We start from the raw sequence: 17811 nt of genomic DNA, 5'->3' as shown, positions 1-17811 counted from the left end.
GTGGTCTGCTTCCTGGGACGGCGGGGCGGTGGGACGGTGCTCCGACTCAGGCCCTCGGGCAGGCGTCAGGCGTAGACGCCGAACTCGTACAGCGAGTAGCCCCACCCGGTGCCCCGGGCCGTGAGCTGGAGTCGTACGTACCGGGCGGTGGCGGAGGCCTCGATCGTGTCGACGTCGCCGTTGCCGTCCGTCGTGGTGTGGACGGTGCGCCAGTTCGTGCCGTCGTCCGAGACCTGGACCTCGTACGCGCGGGCGTACGCCGGGTCCCAGACCAGCTGGAGCCGGCTGAAGGAGCGCGCCGAGCCGAGGTCGACCCGGATCCACTGCGGGTCGCTCCAGTCGCTGGCCCAGCGGGTGCCGGCGTTGCCGTCGGTGGCCCGCTCGGGCGGGCAGGGGCAGTCGCCGTACGAGGCCTGGGCGGAGGAGGCGGTGGTGGGCCGGCCGAGGGCGAGGTTCGTGCCCGCGACCGGCGGGGCGACGACCCGGACGGACTTCGCCTCGATGCCGGCGTTGCCGTGCCCGTCCTCGGCCTGCACGTACACCTTCCACACGCCGAGCTTCTCGGGCGCGGTCACGGCGAACGAGCCGTCGGCGTTGCGCCGGTAGGCTGCCTCGACGAGGCGCTTGTCGCCGTTGGCGTAGTTGCCGCTGAGGAAGATCCTCGTGGTGACGGGGTCGCCGTCGGGGTCGCGGACGTCGGCGCGGACGGTGAACTCCCCGCCCGCCGGGGCGGCTCCGGACGGCGTGACGCTCATGTTCCCGATCACCGGCGGGGTGTTGTCGCCGGTCGTGCTGCCCTTGTACGCCTTCTTCACCGCGTAGTACGAGAGGCGCCTGAGGCCGTCGGGCAGCAGGTTGAACCAGACGCCGCCGAAGTCGTGCTCGGTCCCGTAGTGGAAGACGGTGGCGCCGAGCGCGACGCCCTGGTGTCCGGTGACGCAGTTCCAGGCCCGGGTGTAGCCCTCGGCCTTCTGGACGTCGGTGGGCTCCTCGGCGACTCCGTTGGCGTCCTTCGGGGTCTCCCACTCACCCGCCGGACCGGTCTCGGTGATGATGTACGGCTTGGTGTAGCCGCCCTCCTCCCAGTCCTGGCGCACGCCGCAGATGTCGCCGTAGGCGTTCATCGCGTACAGGTCCAGGTCGGGCGCGTTGCGCTGGTAGTACGGCCAGGCGCCGGTCCAGGCGTCCGTGGAGGTCACCGGATGGTCCGGGTCGATCGTGTGGATCTTCTTCGCGACGTCGTTGACGAAGCCGGTGTACGCGTTGCGCTGGGCTTCGAGTTCGGTGCCGCCGTAGCAGTTCTGGAGGCCGAGCACGGACTCGTTGCCGACGTTCCACATCAGCGTGGCGGGGTGGGACTTGTATGTCTCGGCCCACTGGGCGAACGCGGTGAGCATGCTGTTCTTGTACGCGGTGTCGGTCACGTAGTTCACGCAGCCGCCGGAGCCGGGGCCGCCGCCCGGCTGGAGCCAGAAGCCGTTGATGACGCGGATGCCGTTGGCGGCGGCCGCGTCGAGGAGGGGTTTCGTGCCGCCGTCGGTGCCCCAGGTGCGGATGGTGTTGACACCCATCGTCTTCACGTCCGGCATGTACCGGCCGGCGTCGGCGATGGCCGGGCCCCAGGTGACGCCCTTGACGGTGTACGGCTGGCCGCCGACCGTGAGCTGCCAGTCGCCCTGGCCGCCGGTGACACGGACGGCTCCGCCGGGCGCGGGCGGCTGCCCGGCCGGGGTGCCGTACACCTGGAACTCCCAGAGGGAGTAGCCGTATCCGGTGCCCCGGGTGACGCCCTGGAGCCGGACGTAGCGGCCGGTGCCGGAGAGGGTGAGGTCGTCGGTGCCGCCGTCGCCGGAGGTCACCGACTTCACCGTGCGCCAGTCCGTGCCGTTGTCGGAGAGCTGGATGTCGTACGCCTTGCCGTAGGCGGCCTCCCAGGTCAGGACGGCCCGGCTGAGGTCGGCGCGCTCGCCGAGGTCGACCTGGAACCACTGGGCGTCGCTCCACTGGCTGGCCCAGCGGCTGCCGGTGAGGTCGCCGTCGACGGCGGCGTTCGGGGTGAAGGGGCCCTCCGTGGAGGAGGCGGTGGCCGCCTTTCCCTGGGAGAGCAGGGCCGGGGCGGCGGTGGCGGGCGTGGTCGCGAGGGCGGTGAGCGACGCGGCGAGCAGGGCGCCGAGCGTCACCAGCGAGCCGGCGGCTCTGGCTCGGCCTCGCCCTCCGCCGGCCGTGGCCGTGGCCGTGGCCGTGGCCGTGGCCGTGGTGGTGGGGGTGGTCATGGCTGCTCCTGACAGCAGAGGTGTGGGGGTGGTTTCCCCTCCGGGCGGCGTCGCGGGGACTGTCCGCCGCCCGGAGGGGAGTTCAGGAGGTCACCTCACCCGGGTGGGGTGACCCGCGGGCCCGTCGACCGTCAGGGGAAGTTGACGACGGTCGAGGGGACGGTCGCGGTGCCCTCGGTGGGGGCGCCGGTGTCGTTGATGACGTGGTTGAACTGGCCGTTGCCGCCGAGCGAGACGGTCAGCAGGCCGTGGAACCTGACGCCCGGCTTCACCGGGGCCTTGAAGCCGTGGTCCTGACGGATCGTCGGGTCGACGTTGTAGTAGCAGTAGCTGCCGAGCCCCCAGCCTTCGTGGGTGGTGACGGAGTCGTCGACCCGGTAGGCGGCGTAGCCCTTGGTGCTGCCGTTCTGGATGGCGGCCTGGTTGGGGGCGTCGTACGCCTTCTCGTTCTGGAAGAAGATCGTCCGGCCGCGGTCGCCGTACCACTCGACGTCGTACTTGTTGAAGTGTTCGACGAACAGGCCGGTGGCGAGGACGTCGTCGCCGTTGACGCGGACGCCGTAGTCGGCGCGGTTGGTCTCCCAGCCGACGCCGTCGCCGTGGTCGGCGCGCCAGACCCAGGTGTGGTCGACGATGGTGTCGTCGTTGTTGACGACGATGCTCGTGGTGGCCTTGCCGGCGCCCGCGCCGCCGACCCGGACGTACACGTCCTGGACGGTGGTGGGGTTGGCGGCGTGGTCGGCGGAGGCGTTCTGCGGGCCGACCTCAAGGAGTGTCGGCGAGTTGACCTGGCCGGCGTCGACGAGGAAGCCGGCAAGGCGGACGCCGTCGACGTCGGCGACGCGCATCGCGGTGACACCGTTGTCCGGGATGATCGTGGCCAGGCCGAGGCCGAGGACGATCGCGCCCGGGCGGTTCACGCTGATGGTCTGGTCGACGTGGTAGACGCCGGGCGTGAACAGCAGGTGCAGGCCCTGGGCCAGCGCCTGGTTGATGGTGGCGGCCGTGGTGCCGGGCTTGACCACGTAGAACTGGCTCAGCGGGATCTTCTCGCCCTGCGGGGTGCCGTTGGCCCAGGTGGTGCCGCGGGCGTTGGTCCGCTTGGCGGGGGAGAAGACCTTGTACTGGTTGTCCTCCCAGATGAGATACGGCTTCTCGCGGGAGACCGGGGTGGTGTCGAGGGTGGTGTACTTCGGCTCGGGGAAGGCCTGCGCGGGCGCGCCCTCGGTGCCGGAGAAGACCTGGTTCCAGACGCTGTTGGACCAGCCGCCGATCGAGCTGTCGCGGGTGTACCACTGCTGCTGCGAGTAGTTGCCGACCTGGCCGTCGATCTTCGAGTCGGCGATGTAGCCTCCGCTGGCCCAGCCGTAGCCGCTGGGCGCCAGGTTGAGCCCGCCCTTGACGTGCATGCGGCGGAAGGAGGAGGCCTGGGAGACGGCCCAGCGGTCGGTGCCGTTGACCGGGTTGAGGGCCAGGCCCTCGGCGCCGCGCCAGAAGTTCTGGGTGGCGTTGCCGTTGAACCAGCCGGCGTCGACCGTCACGTCGCCGTTGATGGTGGTGTCGTCGGGGCGGAGGCCGAGGCCGGCGATCTGGGTGTAGAAGCCGATCTGGGCGTTGAGGCCGTTGTACGTGCCCGGCTTGAAGAGGAAGGCGTGCCGGCCGGTGCCGAACTGGGCCGACTCCTGCTGCTTGAAGACGCTGTCCAGCTGGGCCTGGATGTTCGGCGTGGACGGGTCGATGACATGGACGTTCGGTCCGAGGTCGCCGCCGCCGGGCAGGGTGCTGCCGCCGCCGGTGGTGCCGTAGACCTGGAACTCCCAGAGGGAGTAGCCCCAGGCCGTGCCCCGGGTGAGGCCCTTCATCCGGACGTAGCGGCCGGTGCCGGACAGGGCGACGTCGTCGGTGCCGCCGTCGCCGCCGGTCACGGTGGTGACGGTGCGCCAGTCGGTGCCGTTGTCGGAGGCCTGGATCTCGTAACTCTTGCCGTAGGCGGTCTCCCAGGTCAGTACGGCGCTGCTGAGCGTGGCGCTCTGGCCGAGGTCGACCTGGAACCACTGGTTGTCGGTCCAGTCGCTGGCCCAGCGGGTGCCGGTGAGGTCGCCGTCGACGGCGGCGTTCGCCGTGAACGGGCCTTCCACGGAGGAGGCGGTGGCCGTCTTGCCCTGGGAGAGCAGGGCGGGGGCGGCGGAGGCCGTCGTGGCGGGGACGACGGCGAGGAGGCCGCCGGCGAGCGCGGCGACGAGGGTGCCGACGGTGGCCCGTCGGACTGCGGAGGCGGGGCGCCGGAGGGCCGGCGGGGACCCGACGGAAGACATGGGGGCTCCTGGGGATACGTGGGGGAAACGTGAGCGAGCGCTCTCCGAAACCTTGCCCGGCACGGGAGTTGACGGTCAAGGCGTGTGACACGGCTTTTCTTTTGGCTTTCATTAAGTGCCGATGCTGCGCCGATGCCGCTGTTTCCGACCGCGCCCCGACGGTGTCCCGCCCATGCCGAAGACCCGCTGCCGGTGGTGCCGGTGGCAGCGGGTCGTACCGATCGATCAGCAGGTCAGGCCTGCTGCGTCCGGTGGGCGCGGATGATGTCGGCGTACCGCCGGCCGCTCGTCTTCACCGTCCGGCGCTGCGTGGCGTAGTCGACGTGGACGAGCCCGAAGCGCTTGTCGTAGCCGTAGGCCCACTCGAAGTTGTCGAGCAGGGACCAGGCGTAGTACCCGGCCAGCGGGGCGCCCTTGCGCAGCGCGCGGGCGCAGGCCGCGAGGTGCTGCTCCAGGTAGCGGGCGCGGTCCGGGTCGTGCACCTCGCCGTCCGGGCCGACGGCGTCGGGGAAGGCCGAGCCGTTCTCGGTGACGTACAGCCTGCGCACCCCGTAGTCCTCGGTGAGGCGGAGCAGGAAGGCCTCCAGGCCGCCGGCGTCGATCTGCCAGTCCATCCCGGTGCGCGGCACGTCGGGCAGGCGTACGGCACGGGCGTACGGGACGGGTCCGGCCGGGTCGTCGGCGACGGTCTCCGGGAAGTAGTAGTTGAGGCCGTGCCAGTCGAGCGGGGCCGCGATCAGCTCCAGGTCGCCCGGCTGCTCGGGGAGTTCGACCCCGTACAGCTCGCGCATGTCGGCGGGGAAGCCGCGCCCGTACACCGGGTCGAGCCACCAGCGGTTGGTGTGTCCGTCGGCGCGGCGGGCGGCGGCGATGTCCTCGGGGCGGGTGGAGGCCGGGGTGATGGTGGAGTGGTTGGTGACCAGGCCGACCTGGGCGCCGGGGGCGGCGGCGCGGACGGCGGCGGTGGCGAGGCCGTGGCCGAGGAGCAGATGGTACGAGGCGCGGACGGCGGCCGTCAGGTCGGTGAGGCCCGGCGCCATCCGGCCCTCCAGGTGCCCGATCCAGGCAGAGCAGAGCGGTTCGTTGAGGGTGGCCCAGCGGGTGACCCGGTCGCCGAGCCGCTCCGCGACGACACCGGCGTAATCGGCGAGCCGCTCGGCGGTCGCGCGGACGGTCCAGCCGCCGCGGTCCTGCAGGGCCTGCGGCAGGTCCCAGTGGTAGAGGGTGACGTTGGGGGTGATGCCGGCGTCGAGGAGTCCGTCGACCAGCCGGTCGTAGAAGTCGAGTCCGGCCCCGTTGACCGGTCCTTCGCCGTCCGGGACGACCCGCGGCCAGGCGACGGACATCCGGTAGGCGTCGGTGCCGAGCTCCTTCATCAGGGCGATGTCCTCGGGCCAGCGGTGGTAGTGGTCGCAGGCCGTGTCGCCGTGGTCGGCGTTGTCGATCGCGCCGGGGACGCGGGAGAAGGTGTCCCAGATGGAGGGGGCGCGGCCGTCCTCGGCGACGGCGCCCTCGATCTGGTAGGCGGAGGTGGCGGTGCCCCAGGTGAAGTCGGCAGGGAAGGCCCCCAGGTCGAGCGCGCGGTGTTCGGTGGAGTGGGACAAGGAGAACCTCTTCGGTACGGGCCGGAGGCCGGCGGAGGGAGCGTCGGACGCGGCGGGTGCTGTGGGTGTGGCGGCTGCGGCGGGGCGGGTCACTTGACCGCGCCCGCCGTGAGGCCGGCGACGAGATAGCGCTGCAGGAGGAGGAACCCGGCGACGACGGGCACGCTCACCACGAGGGAGGCGGCCATCACCTGGTTCCAGTAGACGTCGTTCTGGGAGGCGTAGCCCTGCAGGCCGACGGCCAGGGTGCGGGTGGTGTCGTTGGTCATGACGGAGGCGAAGAGGACCTCGCCCCAGGCGGTCATGAAGGCGTAGACGGCGACCGCGACGATGCCGGGCAGGGCGGCGGGCACGATGACCCGGAAGAGCGCGCCGACCGGGCCGCAGCCGTCGACCTTGGCGGCCTCGTCGAGCTCGCGCGGGATCGAGTCGAAGTACCCGGTGAGCATCCAGATGGAGAAGGGCAGCGAGAAGGTCAGATAGGTGAGGATCAGACCTTCGCGCGAGCCGAACAGGGCGAGGCCGGTGGCGTTGCCGATGTTGACGTAGATGAGGAAGAGCGGCAGCAGGAACAGGATGCCGGGGAACATCTGCGTCGACAGGACGGTGACCGTGAAGACCCGCTTGCCCCGGAAGTCGTAGCGGCTGACCGCGTACGCGGCGAAGATCGCCACGACGACCGAGAAGACGGTGGCCGCGCCCGCCACGGCCAGCGAGTTCAGGAAGTAGTCGGCGAGCGGGACGGTTTCCCAGATGTCGACGTACGGGCGGAGCGTGAGCCCGGACGGGATCCACTCGAACTTCCCCGACACGTCCTCCAGCGCCTTGAGGGAGCTGGAGACCATCACGTACAGCGGCAGCAGCACGAAGCCGGTGAGCAGGGTGAGGAAGATCCGCCGGGTCCAGAGGAAGGACCGGGGGGCGGCCATGGGGGAGCGGGGGGCGCGCTCAGGCATCGGAGGCCTTCCTTCCCCTGGTGGTGAGCAGGAGGTAGACGCCCGTGACGAGCAGCAGGAACACCAGGAGCAGCACGGACATCGCGGAGCCGGTGCCGAAGTTCCACGTCAGGAAGGACGACTGGTAGATGTGCAGGGAGATCAGGTCGGCCGCTTCGGGCGCCGCCTTGCCGAAGAGCACGAACGGCGTGTTGAAGTCGTTGAAGGTCCACAGGAAGAGGACCAGGACGAGGACCTGGTTGACCTGGCGCAGCGACGGCAGCGTGATGTGGCGGATCTGCTTCCACACGCCGGCGCCGTCGAGGGCGGCCGCCTCGTACATGTCCCGGGGGATGTTCTGCAGTCCGGCCATGACGGTCAGGAAGGCGAACGGCCAGCCCTTCCACACGGAGACGGTGAGCAGGGCCCAGAAGCTGTTGTCGCCGATGAGCCAGAAGGCGGGGCTGTCGCCGATGCCGAGCTGGTCGTGCAGCACGTGGTTGATCAGGCCGTTGTCCCGCTGGAACATGAACGCCCAGGTGATGACGGCGGCGTAGACCGGCAGGGCGTACGGGACGAGGAAGAGGGTCCGCAGGAAGCCGCGGCCGCGGAAGTTCTCCTGCAGGAAGACGGCGGCGGCCGTGCCGAGCAGCCAGCACAGGGCGACGGACGCCAGGGTGAACAGGCACGTGGTGAAGAAGGACTTCAACAGGGCCTGGCCGACCGGCGCGTCGAAGTCGATCGCGACGCGGTAGTTGTCGAGGCCGGCCCAGGGCGCGGACGACCAGTCCCGGATGAAGAACTGGGTGAGCTCCTTGAAGCTCATGCCGATGCCCATGACCATCGGGACGAGGTGGACGAGGAGTTCGAGGAGGAGGGCGGGGAGCAGCAGCAGGTACGGGAGGGCGATGCGGCGGCGCCCGGAGCGGCGCTGTGCGGGCGCCGCTCCGGGTCCGGCCTTGCGCACCGCGCGCTCACTCCGCTGAGTGACGGCGGTCTGGGTCATGTCGGGCGCTGCCTACTTCTTCGGCATCTGCTGCTGGGCCTTGTCGAGCTTGGCCTTGACGGACTCGGTGGTGACGGGCCGGCCGGCCGCGGCGTCGGCGAAGAGCTCCTTCACCGCGGTGCCGACGACGGTCTCGAACTGCGACTCCTCGGGGACCTGCGGCAGGGCGGAGGCGCTCTTGGCGAGGGTGTCGCGGATGACCGCGAGCGAGGCCGAGTTGAAGGCGGGGTCGGCCTGCGCGGACTTGACCGGCGGGACGGAGCCGTAGGTCTTGTTGAGGAGGATCTGCTCCTCGTCGCCGGTCATGAACTTCACGAACTTCAGGGCGCCGTCGAGGTTCTTGGTGTTCTTGAAGACGGAGATGTTGATGCCGGCGACCATCGAGTTGGTCTGGGCGCCCTGGCCGGGGGCGCCGGAGGCGACGGGGGCCGGGACGACGCCCCACTGGTCCTCGGACATGCCCTGGGCGGCGAAGGTCTGCTGGGGGGTCTGCCACAGGACCATGCCGGTGCGGTTCTTGGCGAAGTCGGAGAGCGACTGGTTCTGCGCGTACTCGGCGTTGCCCGGCGCGACGATCTTGCCGGCGGCCATCAGGTCGACGTACTGCTTGACGGCGGCGACGGCACCCTCGGAGGTGAAGTCGGCCTTGCCGTCGGGGGTGAAGAAGTCGGCGCCGTGCTGCTTGCCGAGCACGAAGACCTGGTGGATGTTGTTGGACAGGTTGGAGCCCTCGACCCCGATGCCCCACTTGCCGTCCTTGCTGAGCTTCTTGCCGGCGGCGTCGACCTCGGCCCAGGTGGTCGGCGGCTTCGTTATGCCCGCGTCGGCGAACATCTTCTTGTTGTAGTAGAGCGCGTAGGCCATGGAGTAGAGCGGCACGGCCGCCGGGTCCTTGCCGGGGGCGCCGGTGGAGCCGAGCGCGGAGTCGACGAAGCGGTCCTTGCCGCCGATGGTGCCGAAGTTCTTCTCGTCCCAGGGCAGCAGGGCGCCGGTGGACTGGAGCGAGGCGCTCCAGGTGTTGCCGATGTTGAGGACGTCGGGGCCCTGGCCGGAGGTGGTGGCGGTGAGGATCCGGTTGAGCAGGTCGGACCAGGGGATGACCTCCAGCTTGACCTTGATGCCGGTCTGCTTCTCGAACTTGTCGAGCTCGGGCTGGAGGATCTTCTTGTCGGCCTCCAGGCTGGTGCCCTGGTTCGTGGCCCAGTAGGTGAGGGTCTTCGGCTGCGAGTTGGAGCCGCCCGATCCGCCGGCGGTGCCGCCGCCGCAGGCGGTGGCGGCGAAGACGAGGGAGAGAGTGACGGCACCGGTGACGGCGGCTCTGATTGTGCGCATGGCTCCAGGGCCCTTTCAGGGACGACGGGAGGACCGACACCGTGGGCGGGCCCGGCCGCCTTCATGACATCGGCTTAATTTAGGATGTGAGTTAAACCTCGTGAGAAGGTCGCGTCAAGGCCTGGAATGCGGGTATGTTGCACCGAAAGACTTCAGAGACGGGAACCCACGTGCACGCGACAAGTGGCCGTACGGTGCGTGACCTGCGGCGCGAGAACCGCACCGCGGTACTGCGGAAGCTGTACTTCGACGGGCCGATGAGCCGTCTGATGCTCGGGCCCGCGATCGGGCTCAGCTCCGGATCCGTCAGCAACGTGGTCGCCGAACTCGCCGCCGAGGGTCTCGTCGAGGAGGCCGGCAGTGTCGACTCGGCCGGTGGACGCCCGCAGACCCTGCTCCGGATCAGCCCCGGCAGCGGCTGCATGATCGGCGTCGACGTCGGCGAGACCCGGGTCAGGGTCGAGCTCTTCGACCTCACCCTCGCCGAACTCGCCCGCACGGAACGGGCGTTGCCCAGCTCCGGACCGCGCACCTCCCGCTACGACGTGGACCTGGTCGTCGGCCATGTCCGGGACGGCGTCGCGGAGGTGCTGCGGGCGGCGGACGTCTCGCCCGACCGGCTCCTCGGCGTCGGGGTCGGCGTCCCCGGCATCGTCGCCCACACCCCGGACGACGGCGCCGTCGTGCACGGCCAGACGGTCGGTTGGGAGGCCGTCCCCTTCGAGCGCCTGCTGCGCGCGGCCGTCGACCTGCCCGCCACCGTCCCCTACTGGATCGACAACGGCGCCAAGACCCTCGGCCAGGCCGAGATGTGGTTCGGGGCCGGGCGCGGCGCCCGCAGCGCCGTCACCGTCCTCTTCGGCTCCGGCGTTGGCGCCTGCGTGGTCACGGACCCCCTTGGACCCGCCCGGGCCCTCGAATGGGGCCACCTCACCGTCAACGTCCGGGGCCGCCGGTGCCGCTGCGGCGCCCGGGGCTGCCTGGAGGCGTACGCGGGCGCCGAGGCCCTGCTGGCCCGCTGGCGCGAGGCGGGCGGCACCCCGCCGGCGGACGCCGACGAGGAGACCGCGCTCACCGCGATGCTCACCGCCGCCTACCCCGCCGGGCCGGACACCGCGCCCGACGCCACCGCCCTGAGCGTCCTGGAGGAGACCGCCGAATACCTCGGCGCGGGCTTCGCCGACCTGATCAACCTCTTCCAGCCCGAGCGGATCCTCGTCGGCGGCTGGGCCGGCCTCCAGCTCGGCACCCGCTTCCTCGACACCGTCACCCGGTACGCGACGGAGTACGCCCTGCGCTACCCGGCGAGCCGCACCGCCGTGGGCCTCGGCACCCTGGGCCCCGAGGCGGTCACGGTCGGCGCGGCACTCCTCCCGCTGGACGACTTCTTCGCCCGGGGCGGCCGCCGCCCCGAGACCACCCCGAGCGTCCCGGCCCCCGCCTGGCAGACGGCCCTCGCGGACCGCGTCACCCCCTGACCGGGCCCGACCGGGCTTGACCGGGCTTGGGGCGCACCCGGGGCTCAGGCGGGGTTGTCCCCGTGGGTGAGGGTCTCCCAGGCGACGAAGAGGTTGTTGCTGCCGGCCGGGCGGTTGCGCTCGGTCAGCGCCCCGGTGTTGGTCATGGCGACGCCGCGGCGGTTGTGCAGGGCGTTGTAGCCGACCTCGGTGACGGGGCCGAGCCCCAGGTGCAGGGTGCCGCCGCACAGCCAGCTGGGCGCGGCCGTGCCGAGCTCGTACTTGGACTGGAAGCCGAGCGCCTGGCGCAGCCGCTCGCCGACGTCCGTGCCGTACAGGTCCTGGCCCTGGATCCGGCTGGTCTCGGCGACGTGCGAGATGGCGGAGATGCCGTAGCCGGTGTGCGTGAAGTCGCGGCAGGTCTCCTGGGTGAGGCCGGTGACGAAGGTCGACTGGCCCTGCCAGTACTTGACGATCTTGTCGCGGGTGTCGAGGTTCTGGCTCGGCACGGTCTTCGGCAGCGCGCCGTCGGAGGCGAGGTAGACGTAGGCGGCGGTGCGCGTGCGGAACTTCGCCATGGCCTTGTCGTACGACGCCCGGTCCTCCAGGAAGACGGAGATGCCGACGGCGGCCTCCATCATCGACAGCTCCCAGTTCCCGTTGGAGTTCGAGCCGTTGATGATCTCCGGCAGATAGACGTTGCGGAGCATCGTCGCGAAGCGGCCGGAGTTCGGCCAGCCGCCGGTGTACGTGTACTTGATGATCTCGGCGGCCTTCGGCCAGGACGAGCCGGCCCAGCCCGTCTGGAGCGGGGCGTTGCTGTTGGTGTGGTCCGTGATGACGCCGGACCAGGCGTCCATCAGCTGGATGGACTTCTGCGCGTAGCGCGCGTCCCGGGTGACGTACCAGGCGAGGGCGTTGGTGTACGCGGCGATCGCGTCCTCGCGCTCGTCGGTGCAGCCGTAGTTGGGGTTGGAGTACGAACCGCACTCCACGACCGCGCGGGGCTTCGGGGTGCGGTTCGGGTCGGCGTACCTGCTCGCCATCATCTGGTCGTACGCGCCCTTCCAGGGCTGGGCGCCGGCCAGCACCTTGGTCCGGGCGAAGTCCAACTGGCCCCGGGAGACGGTGACTCCGGGGTGGGTGAAGACGGCGGGGGCCGCCGCGGCCCGGTGGGCGGTCGGCCAGACGAGGGCACCGGCGACGAGGGCGGCGGCAGCCGCGAGGAGTCCGGTTCTGCGCATGGTGGGGGGACCTTCCGTTCTCGTATGTGAACGTCAACTGCCGTGATGAACAAGCGCGTTGAGCGGACCATAGGTCTGGACCAGATGTGCGTCAAGGTGTGAGGGAAGGTCCGTGAGTCGCTCAAGGAAGGTCCGTGCGCCGTTTGAGGAATGTCCGGGGCATGCCACCACGTGCTCGCCGCCCTCGACGGCGGCGCCGCCGCCCCGCCCCGGCCGCGCGGCGAACCCGGCGCCGCGCGGCCATACTGGGAGGAACGGCAGCCGTCCCCGGGCGCCCAGGGCCCCCAGGTACGGGGAATTCGGGTGGCGATGCACGAGGTGCCCTTTGAGGAAGTGACCACCAGCGCGGCCCGGGACGCGGGCGGCTGGCTGGGGGCCCTGCCCGTCGCCGTGGTGGCCACCGGCGCCGACGGGGCCATCGTCCGCTGGGACCACGCGGCGGAGGACCTGCTCGGCTACACCCCCCACGAGGTGCTCGGACGGCACATCGCCGACCTGCTCCACCCCGGCGCGGACCGCAGCCTCGGCCGGTCGCTGTGGGAGGGCGCGGCCACCGGGCGCGGGGTCATGGGCGTGGTGACCGCCTGGCACAAGGAGGGGCACCCGCTGGACCTGGAGATCTGGGCGTGCCCGGTCCCGGCCCGGCACCGGGGCGGGACAACCGTGCTCGTGTTCGCCGCCGAGGCGGAGGCGGCACGGCACATCCGCGGCTCTTCGGCCGTGTGGGACGGGCTGTTCTCCCGGTCCCCGGTCGGCATCGCGGTCCTGGACACCCAGCTGCGCTTCCTCCGCGTCAACCCGGCCCTGGAGGCCATGAACGGCCTCTCGCAGGCCGCGCACATCGGACGCCGGCTGGTCGAGATCCTGCCCGACGTCAACGCCACCGACATGGAGCGTGCCATGCGCCGGGCCCTGGACGAGGGGCGACCCGTCCTGGACTCCCGCCGCACCGGCCGCACCCCGGCCGACCCGGACCACGACCATGTGTGGTCGGGCTCCTACGTCCGCCTCGAGGACGCCGACGGACGCCCGATCGGGGTCGCCGCCACCCTCATCGACATCACCGCGCAGCAGCAGGCCCAGCTCGAGGCAGACGCCGGCCGGCGCCACCTCGCCCTGGTCAACGAGGCCACCCTCAAGATCGGCACCAGCCTGGACCTGGAACGCACCGCGCAGGAACTCGCCGACGTCGCCGTTCCCGATCTCGCGGACGCGGTCACCGTCGACGTCCTGGAGACCGTGGTCAACGGGGGCGAGGTCGGAGCCGGCCTGGTCGGCGGCGCCACGCTGCGCCGGCTGGCCAAGGCGCCGCTGGCCGGATCACCCGTCACCGACGTCCTCGCCCCGCTGGGGCGCACCCTCACCTTTCCCGCCAACGCGCCGTACACCCGGGTCCTCGGCGCGCGCCGCCCCTTCGTGGTCCCCGTGTTCGACGACACGGCCGTCGCCCCGGCGGCCGGCCACTCCGCCAGGCCCGCGGAGCTGCTGCGGCGGGGCGTGCACTCGTTCATGATGACCCCGCTGCTCGCCCGCGGGGTGGTCCTCGGCCTCGCCACCTTCTACCGGACCCGGCCGGTCGGCCCCTTCACCGAGGACGAGGTCGACCTGGCCGGCGAACTGGCGGCCCGCGCCGCCGTCTGCGTCGACAACGCGCGCCTCTACAGCCGGGAACACGACACCGCCGCCGTCCTGCAGCGCAGCATGCTGCCCCAGCACATCACCCCGCCGCCGGGGATCGAGGTCGCCCACCGCTATCTGCCCGCGAGCGACGTGAACGAGGTCGGCGGCGACTGGTACGACGTCATCGCCCTGGAAGGCGGCCGAGCCGCCCTCGTCATCGGCGACGTGATGGGCCACGGCACCGCGGCCGCGGCGGTGATGGGACGGCTCGCCGCGAGCGTACGGGCGCTCGCCCGGCTCGACCTGTCCCCCGAGGAGCTCCTCTACCAGCTGGAGGCCGCCCTGCACGATCTCGCCGAGCCGATGATCGCGACCTTCCTGTGCCTCGTGGTCGACCCGGCCACCGGCCACTGCCGCATCACCCGCGCCGGGCACCCGCCGCCCGCGACCGTCTCGCCCGACGGCGCCGTCCGGCTGCTCGACGTGCCGCCGGGCCTGCCGCTGGGCGTCGGCGGCGTCCCCTTCACGACCACCGACGTCACCCTGCCGCCCGGCAGCCTGCTCGTCCTGTACACCGACGGACTCGTCGAGGCCCGCAACAGCGACATCGAGGCGCGCCTCGGCGAACTGACCGAGCTGCTCGCCGAGCCCGTCCCGTCCCTGACCGCCCTCTGCGACCGGCTGCTCACCCATCTCGTGCCGGCCTCCGCGGACGACGACATCGCCCTCCTCGTCGCCCGCGTCGGCCCGCCGCCCACCGACTGAGCCGGGCGGAACCGGCGGCGCTCCCGGTTGCGGCGCCGCCGGTTCGCGAAACCCTGGAGGAGAGGGCTGTCGACCAGGATCCGGGGTGACATCGTGAGCGGACCCGCGCCCGCCTCGCCGCCGCCGCGCGCCGTCGTGTTCGACACGGACGGGGTGCTGCTCGACTCGGCCCGGGTCCACGCGGCCGCCTGGAAGGCCGCCTTCGACCCCTGTCTGTCCGCCCGCGCCCGCGACGGCGACCGACAGCCGCCCTTCGACTCCGAAGGCGAGTACCGCCGGTTCGTCGACGGACGGTCCCGGTACGACGGGGCGGCGGCCCTCCTGACCGCGCGGGGCCTCGACCTGCCCGCGGGAACACCGGACGACCCGCCCGGCTGCGACACGGTCTGGGCGATCGCCGCGCGGAAGGAACGGGCGTTCCGGGACCTGGTCGGCGCGCAGGGCGTGCCGGTCTTCCCGGACGCGGCGCCCGCCCTCGACGCGCTGCGCGCCGCCCGGGTGCCGTGCGCCGCCGTGTCGGCCTCCCGGCACGCCCGGGAACTGCTCAAGGCCTCCGGCCTCGCCGGGCTGCTCCCCGTCATCGTGGACGGCGCGGCCGCGGCCGCGCTCGGCCTGGCCGGAAAGCCGGACCCCGCCCTGTTCCTGCACGCCGCCGCCCTCCTCGGGAGCCGCCCGGCGGACGCCGCGGTGGTCGAGGACGCGCTCGCCGGAGTACGGGCGGCGCGCCGGGGCAGGTTCGGCCTCGTCGTCGGTCTCGACCGCACACCGGACGGGCGGATGACCGGCCCGCTGCGCGAGCAGGGCGCCGACCTCACGGTCGCCGATCTGACGCTGCTTGTCCGGGGCGTCTGGGGCGAGCGGGCGTGACCGCCCCCTGGACCCTGCGCTACGACCGGTACGAACCGGAGCGCGAGCGGCTCGTCGAGGCGCTCTGCACGCTGGGCAACGGCCGCTTCGCCACCCGGGGTTCGGCACCCGAGTGCCCGGCCGGCGCCACCCACTACCCCGGCACCTATCTGGCCGGCTGCTACGACCGGCGCTCCTCGGCCGTCGCGGGGGAGCGGATCGAGAACGAGGACCTCGTCAACCTGCCCGACTGGACGCGGCTGCGCTACCGCTGCCTGCCGGACGGAGGACCGCCCGGCGACTGGCTGACGCCCGACTCCGAGGAGCTGCGCCACTACGACGTCCTCCTCGACCTGCGGGCGGGAGTGCTCACCCGCAGCCTGTACTTCGAGGACGGCGACGGGCGCGGACTGCGGGTCGGCCACCGGCGGATCGTGCACATGGGAGAACCCTGGCTCGCGGCCCAGCGCACGGTGTTCCGCGCCTACGGCTGGACCGGCGCCGTCGAGGCCGAGTCCGTCCTCGACGGCGCGGTCACGAACGCCGGCGTGGCGCGCTACCGGCACCTGGAGGGGCGCCACCTCCTCGATCACCGGACCGGCTTCGAGCCCGGCGGGGTCGCCTGGCTCACCTGCCGCACCACCGACCCGGGCCGCGGGATCGCGCTGGCCGTCCGCACCGTCACCCGCCCCGACCGCCCGGTCCGCGAGACGGCCACCCGGACCGGAACCGTCCAGACGGTCCTCCTGCCCGTCGGCCACCGCCGTGCGGCGAGCCTCGTGAAGACCCTGGCCCTGCGCACGTCGCGGGACCGGCCCGCCGTCGAGCCCCGCGCGGCCGCCTGCGCCGACGCGGCCCGCGCCCCGTCCTTCCCCCGACTGGTCTCGGCCCACCGGGCGGCCTGGCAAGGGCTGTGGCAGCGGGGAGAGTTGGACGTCCCCGGGGAGGCGGGCCGCATCCTCCGGCTGCACCTCTTCCACCTCCTGCAGACGCTCTCCCCGCACACCGCGGACCTCGACGTGGGCGTGCCGGCACGTGGTCTGCACGGCGAGGCCTACCGTGGGCACGTCTTCTGGGACGAGCTGTTCGTGCAGCCCTATCTGGACCTGCATTTCCCCGAGGTCGCCCGGTCCCTGCTGATGTACCGGCACCGCCGGCTCCCGGCCGCCCGCGAGGCGGCCCGCCAGGCCGGCGCGACCGGGGCCATGTACCCGTGGCAGAGCGCGAGTTCGGGCCGCGAGGAGACCCAGGAACTGCACCTCAACCCCCGCTCGGGCCGCTGGCTGCCCGACCACACCCGGCTCCAGCGGCATGTGGGCTCGGCCGTCGCGTACAACGTGTGGCGCTACGCCCGCACCACCGGCGACCTCGGCTTCCTGCACGCGGCGGGGGCCGAGATGCTGCTCGAGGTCGCCCGGTACTGGTCGGGCGCGGCCGCCCTCGACCCGGCCCTCGGCCGCTACCGGATCCGCGGGGTGATCGGCCCGGACGAGTACCACGACGCCTACCCGGGCGCCCCGGCCCCGGGCATCGACGACAACGCCTACACCAACGCGACCGCCGCCTGGGTGCTCGCCCGGGGACTCGACCTCCTCGACCGACTGCCCGCCGCCCGGCGCTCGGAACTGCGCGAGCGACTGGCCCTCGACGACGCCGAGCTCGACCGCTGGCAGGACGTCTCGCGCCGGCTGTACCTGCCGTTCCACCGCGGGGTGGTGAGCCAGTTCGAGGGATACGGGCAGCTGGCGGAGCTCGACTGGGACGCCTACCGCGCCCGGTACGGCGACATCCGCCGGCTCGACCGGATCCTGGAGGCGGAGGACGACACGGTCAACCGCTACCAGGCCTCGAAGCAGGCCGACACCCTGATGCTCGGCCACCTCTTCCGGCCCGAGGAGCTGAGCGGCCTCTTCGCCCGGCTCGGCTACCGCATGGACGACGAGGTGTGGCGCGCGACCGTCGACTACTACCTCGCCCGCACCAGCCACGGATCGACGCTCAGCAGCCTGGTCCACGGCTGGGTGCTCGCCCGCCTCCAGGGCGCCGACGCCTGGCGGTACTGCGAGGAGGCGCTCCTCGGCGACGTGGCCGACGTCCAGGGCGGCACCACCGGCGAGGGCATCCACCTCGGGGCGATGGCGGGCACCATCGACCTCGTCGAGCGCGGGATCACCGGCCTCGAAGCGGGCCCGGAAGGCCTCCGGGTCGCGCCGGTGGCCCTGCGGGAGCTCCCGCGGTTCGCCTTCACCCTGTGCGCCGGCGGTCATCACGGCGTACGGGTACGGGTGCTGCCCGGGCGGCTCGCCGTACGGGTCCCGGCCGGGCCGGCGGCGCCGCTCACCGTCGTCCTGCCGGGAGAACGGCGGTTCACCGTCCCGCCGGGGGAGGAGCGCTGGTTCCGCCTCTGAGGTCCC

General features: G+C 72.3%; 11 protein-coding genes. 4 read left to right on the top strand and 7 right to left on the bottom strand.

The features are described from left to right. Window positions 1-65: 65 nt before the first annotated feature. The 6 genes from JAO84_RS02330 to JAO84_RS02305 form a co-directional block, all read right to left on the bottom strand. Window positions 66-2273, bottom strand: coding sequence for a discoidin domain-containing protein (locus JAO84_RS02330; RefSeq protein WP_370409901.1), 2208 nt, complete (start codon window positions 2271-2273; stop codon window positions 66-68). Window positions 2274-2404: 131 nt separating this feature from the next. Then, window positions 2405-4588, bottom strand: a complete 2184-nt coding sequence (locus JAO84_RS02325) for a discoidin domain-containing protein (RefSeq protein ID WP_370409899.1) — start codon at window positions 4586-4588, stop codon at window positions 2405-2407. Between the two features lie 233 nt (window positions 4589-4821). Then, window positions 4822-6192, bottom strand: coding sequence for a GH1 family beta-glucosidase (locus JAO84_RS02320; RefSeq protein WP_370409897.1), 1371 nt, complete (start codon window positions 6190-6192; stop codon window positions 4822-4824). An 89-nt stretch (window positions 6193-6281) separates the two neighbouring features. Next, on the bottom strand, window positions 6282-7121 hold the full coding sequence (locus JAO84_RS02315; RefSeq protein WP_370416631.1) for a carbohydrate ABC transporter permease: 840 nt from the start codon (window positions 7119-7121) through the stop codon (window positions 6282-6284). A 19-nt stretch (window positions 7122-7140) separates the two neighbouring features. Next, window positions 7141-8133, bottom strand: a complete 993-nt coding sequence (locus JAO84_RS02310; RefSeq protein ID WP_370409895.1) for a carbohydrate ABC transporter permease — start codon at window positions 8131-8133, stop codon at window positions 7141-7143. A gap of 12 nt (window positions 8134-8145) precedes the next feature. Beyond that, window positions 8146-9465: an extracellular solute-binding protein gene (locus JAO84_RS02305; protein WP_370409894.1), complete on the bottom strand. Its 1320-nt coding sequence runs from the start codon at window positions 9463-9465 to the stop codon at window positions 8146-8148. 170 nt (window positions 9466-9635) lie between these two features. Here JAO84_RS02305 and JAO84_RS02300 point away from each other — a divergent pair, with 170 nt between their 5' ends. After that, complete coding sequence (locus JAO84_RS02300) at window positions 9636-10943, top strand: ROK family protein (protein ID WP_370409892.1); 1308 nt, start codon at window positions 9636-9638, stop codon at window positions 10941-10943. A gap of 44 nt (window positions 10944-10987) precedes the next feature. Here JAO84_RS02300 and JAO84_RS02295 read toward each other — a convergent pair whose 3' ends face one another. Continuing rightward, window positions 10988-12166, bottom strand: coding sequence for an alginate lyase family protein (locus tag JAO84_RS02295; protein WP_370409890.1), 1179 nt, complete (start codon window positions 12164-12166; stop codon window positions 10988-10990). A gap of 150 nt (window positions 12167-12316) precedes the next feature. Here JAO84_RS02295 and JAO84_RS02290 point away from each other — a divergent pair, with 150 nt between their 5' ends. From JAO84_RS02290 to JAO84_RS02280, 3 genes are all read left to right on the top strand, one after another. Further along, the gene (locus JAO84_RS02290) at window positions 12317-14551 is read left to right on the top strand and encodes a SpoIIE family protein phosphatase (protein WP_370409888.1); all 2235 of its coding nucleotides are present in this window, start codon (window positions 12317-12319) and stop codon (window positions 14549-14551) included. 90 nt (window positions 14552-14641) lie between these two features. Beyond that, a complete protein-coding gene (locus JAO84_RS02285; RefSeq protein WP_370416630.1) occupies window positions 14642-15418 on the top strand; it encodes an HAD family hydrolase in 777 nt (258 codons plus the stop codon). Beyond that, window positions 15415-17805: a glycoside hydrolase family 65 protein gene (locus JAO84_RS02280; RefSeq protein WP_370409886.1), complete on the top strand. Its 2391-nt coding sequence runs from the start codon at window positions 15415-15417 to the stop codon at window positions 17803-17805. The genes JAO84_RS02285 and JAO84_RS02280 overlap by 4 nt, the downstream gene beginning before the upstream one ends. Window positions 17806-17811 lie beyond the last annotated feature (6 nt).

Origin of the sequence: Streptomyces fradiae, assembly GCF_041270065.1 — a bacterium.
GTDB lineage: Bacteria > Actinomycetota > Actinomycetes > Streptomycetales > Streptomycetaceae > Streptomyces.
This window is presented reverse-complemented; position numbering and strand designations above follow the sequence as displayed.

What these genes read in the sequence shown, in the direction of transcription:
- JAO84_RS02315 (WP_370416631.1), bottom strand. Translation starts at nt 7,121, where the DNA reads ATGGCCGCCCCCCGGTCCTTCCTCTGGACCCGGCGGATCTTCCTCACC.
- JAO84_RS02295 (WP_370409890.1), bottom strand. Translation starts at nt 12,166, where the DNA reads ATGCGCAGAACCGGACTCCTCGCGGCTGCCGCCGCCCTCGTCGCCGGT.
- JAO84_RS02290 (WP_370409888.1), top strand. Translation starts at nt 12,317, where the DNA reads ATGTCCGGGGCATGCCACCACGTGCTCGCCGCCCTCGACGGCGGCGCC.
- JAO84_RS02310 (WP_370409895.1), bottom strand. Translation starts at nt 8,133, where the DNA reads ATGACCCAGACCGCCGTCACTCAGCGGAGTGAGCGCGCGGTGCGCAAG.
- JAO84_RS02330 (WP_370409901.1), bottom strand. Translation starts at nt 2,273, where the DNA reads ATGACCACCCCCACCACCACGGCCACGGCCACGGCCACGGCCACGGCC.
- JAO84_RS02305 (WP_370409894.1), bottom strand. Translation starts at nt 9,465, where the DNA reads ATGCGCACAATCAGAGCCGCCGTCACCGGTGCCGTCACTCTCTCCCTC.
- JAO84_RS02325 (WP_370409899.1), bottom strand. Translation starts at nt 4,588, where the DNA reads ATGTCTTCCGTCGGGTCCCCGCCGGCCCTCCGGCGCCCCGCCTCCGCA.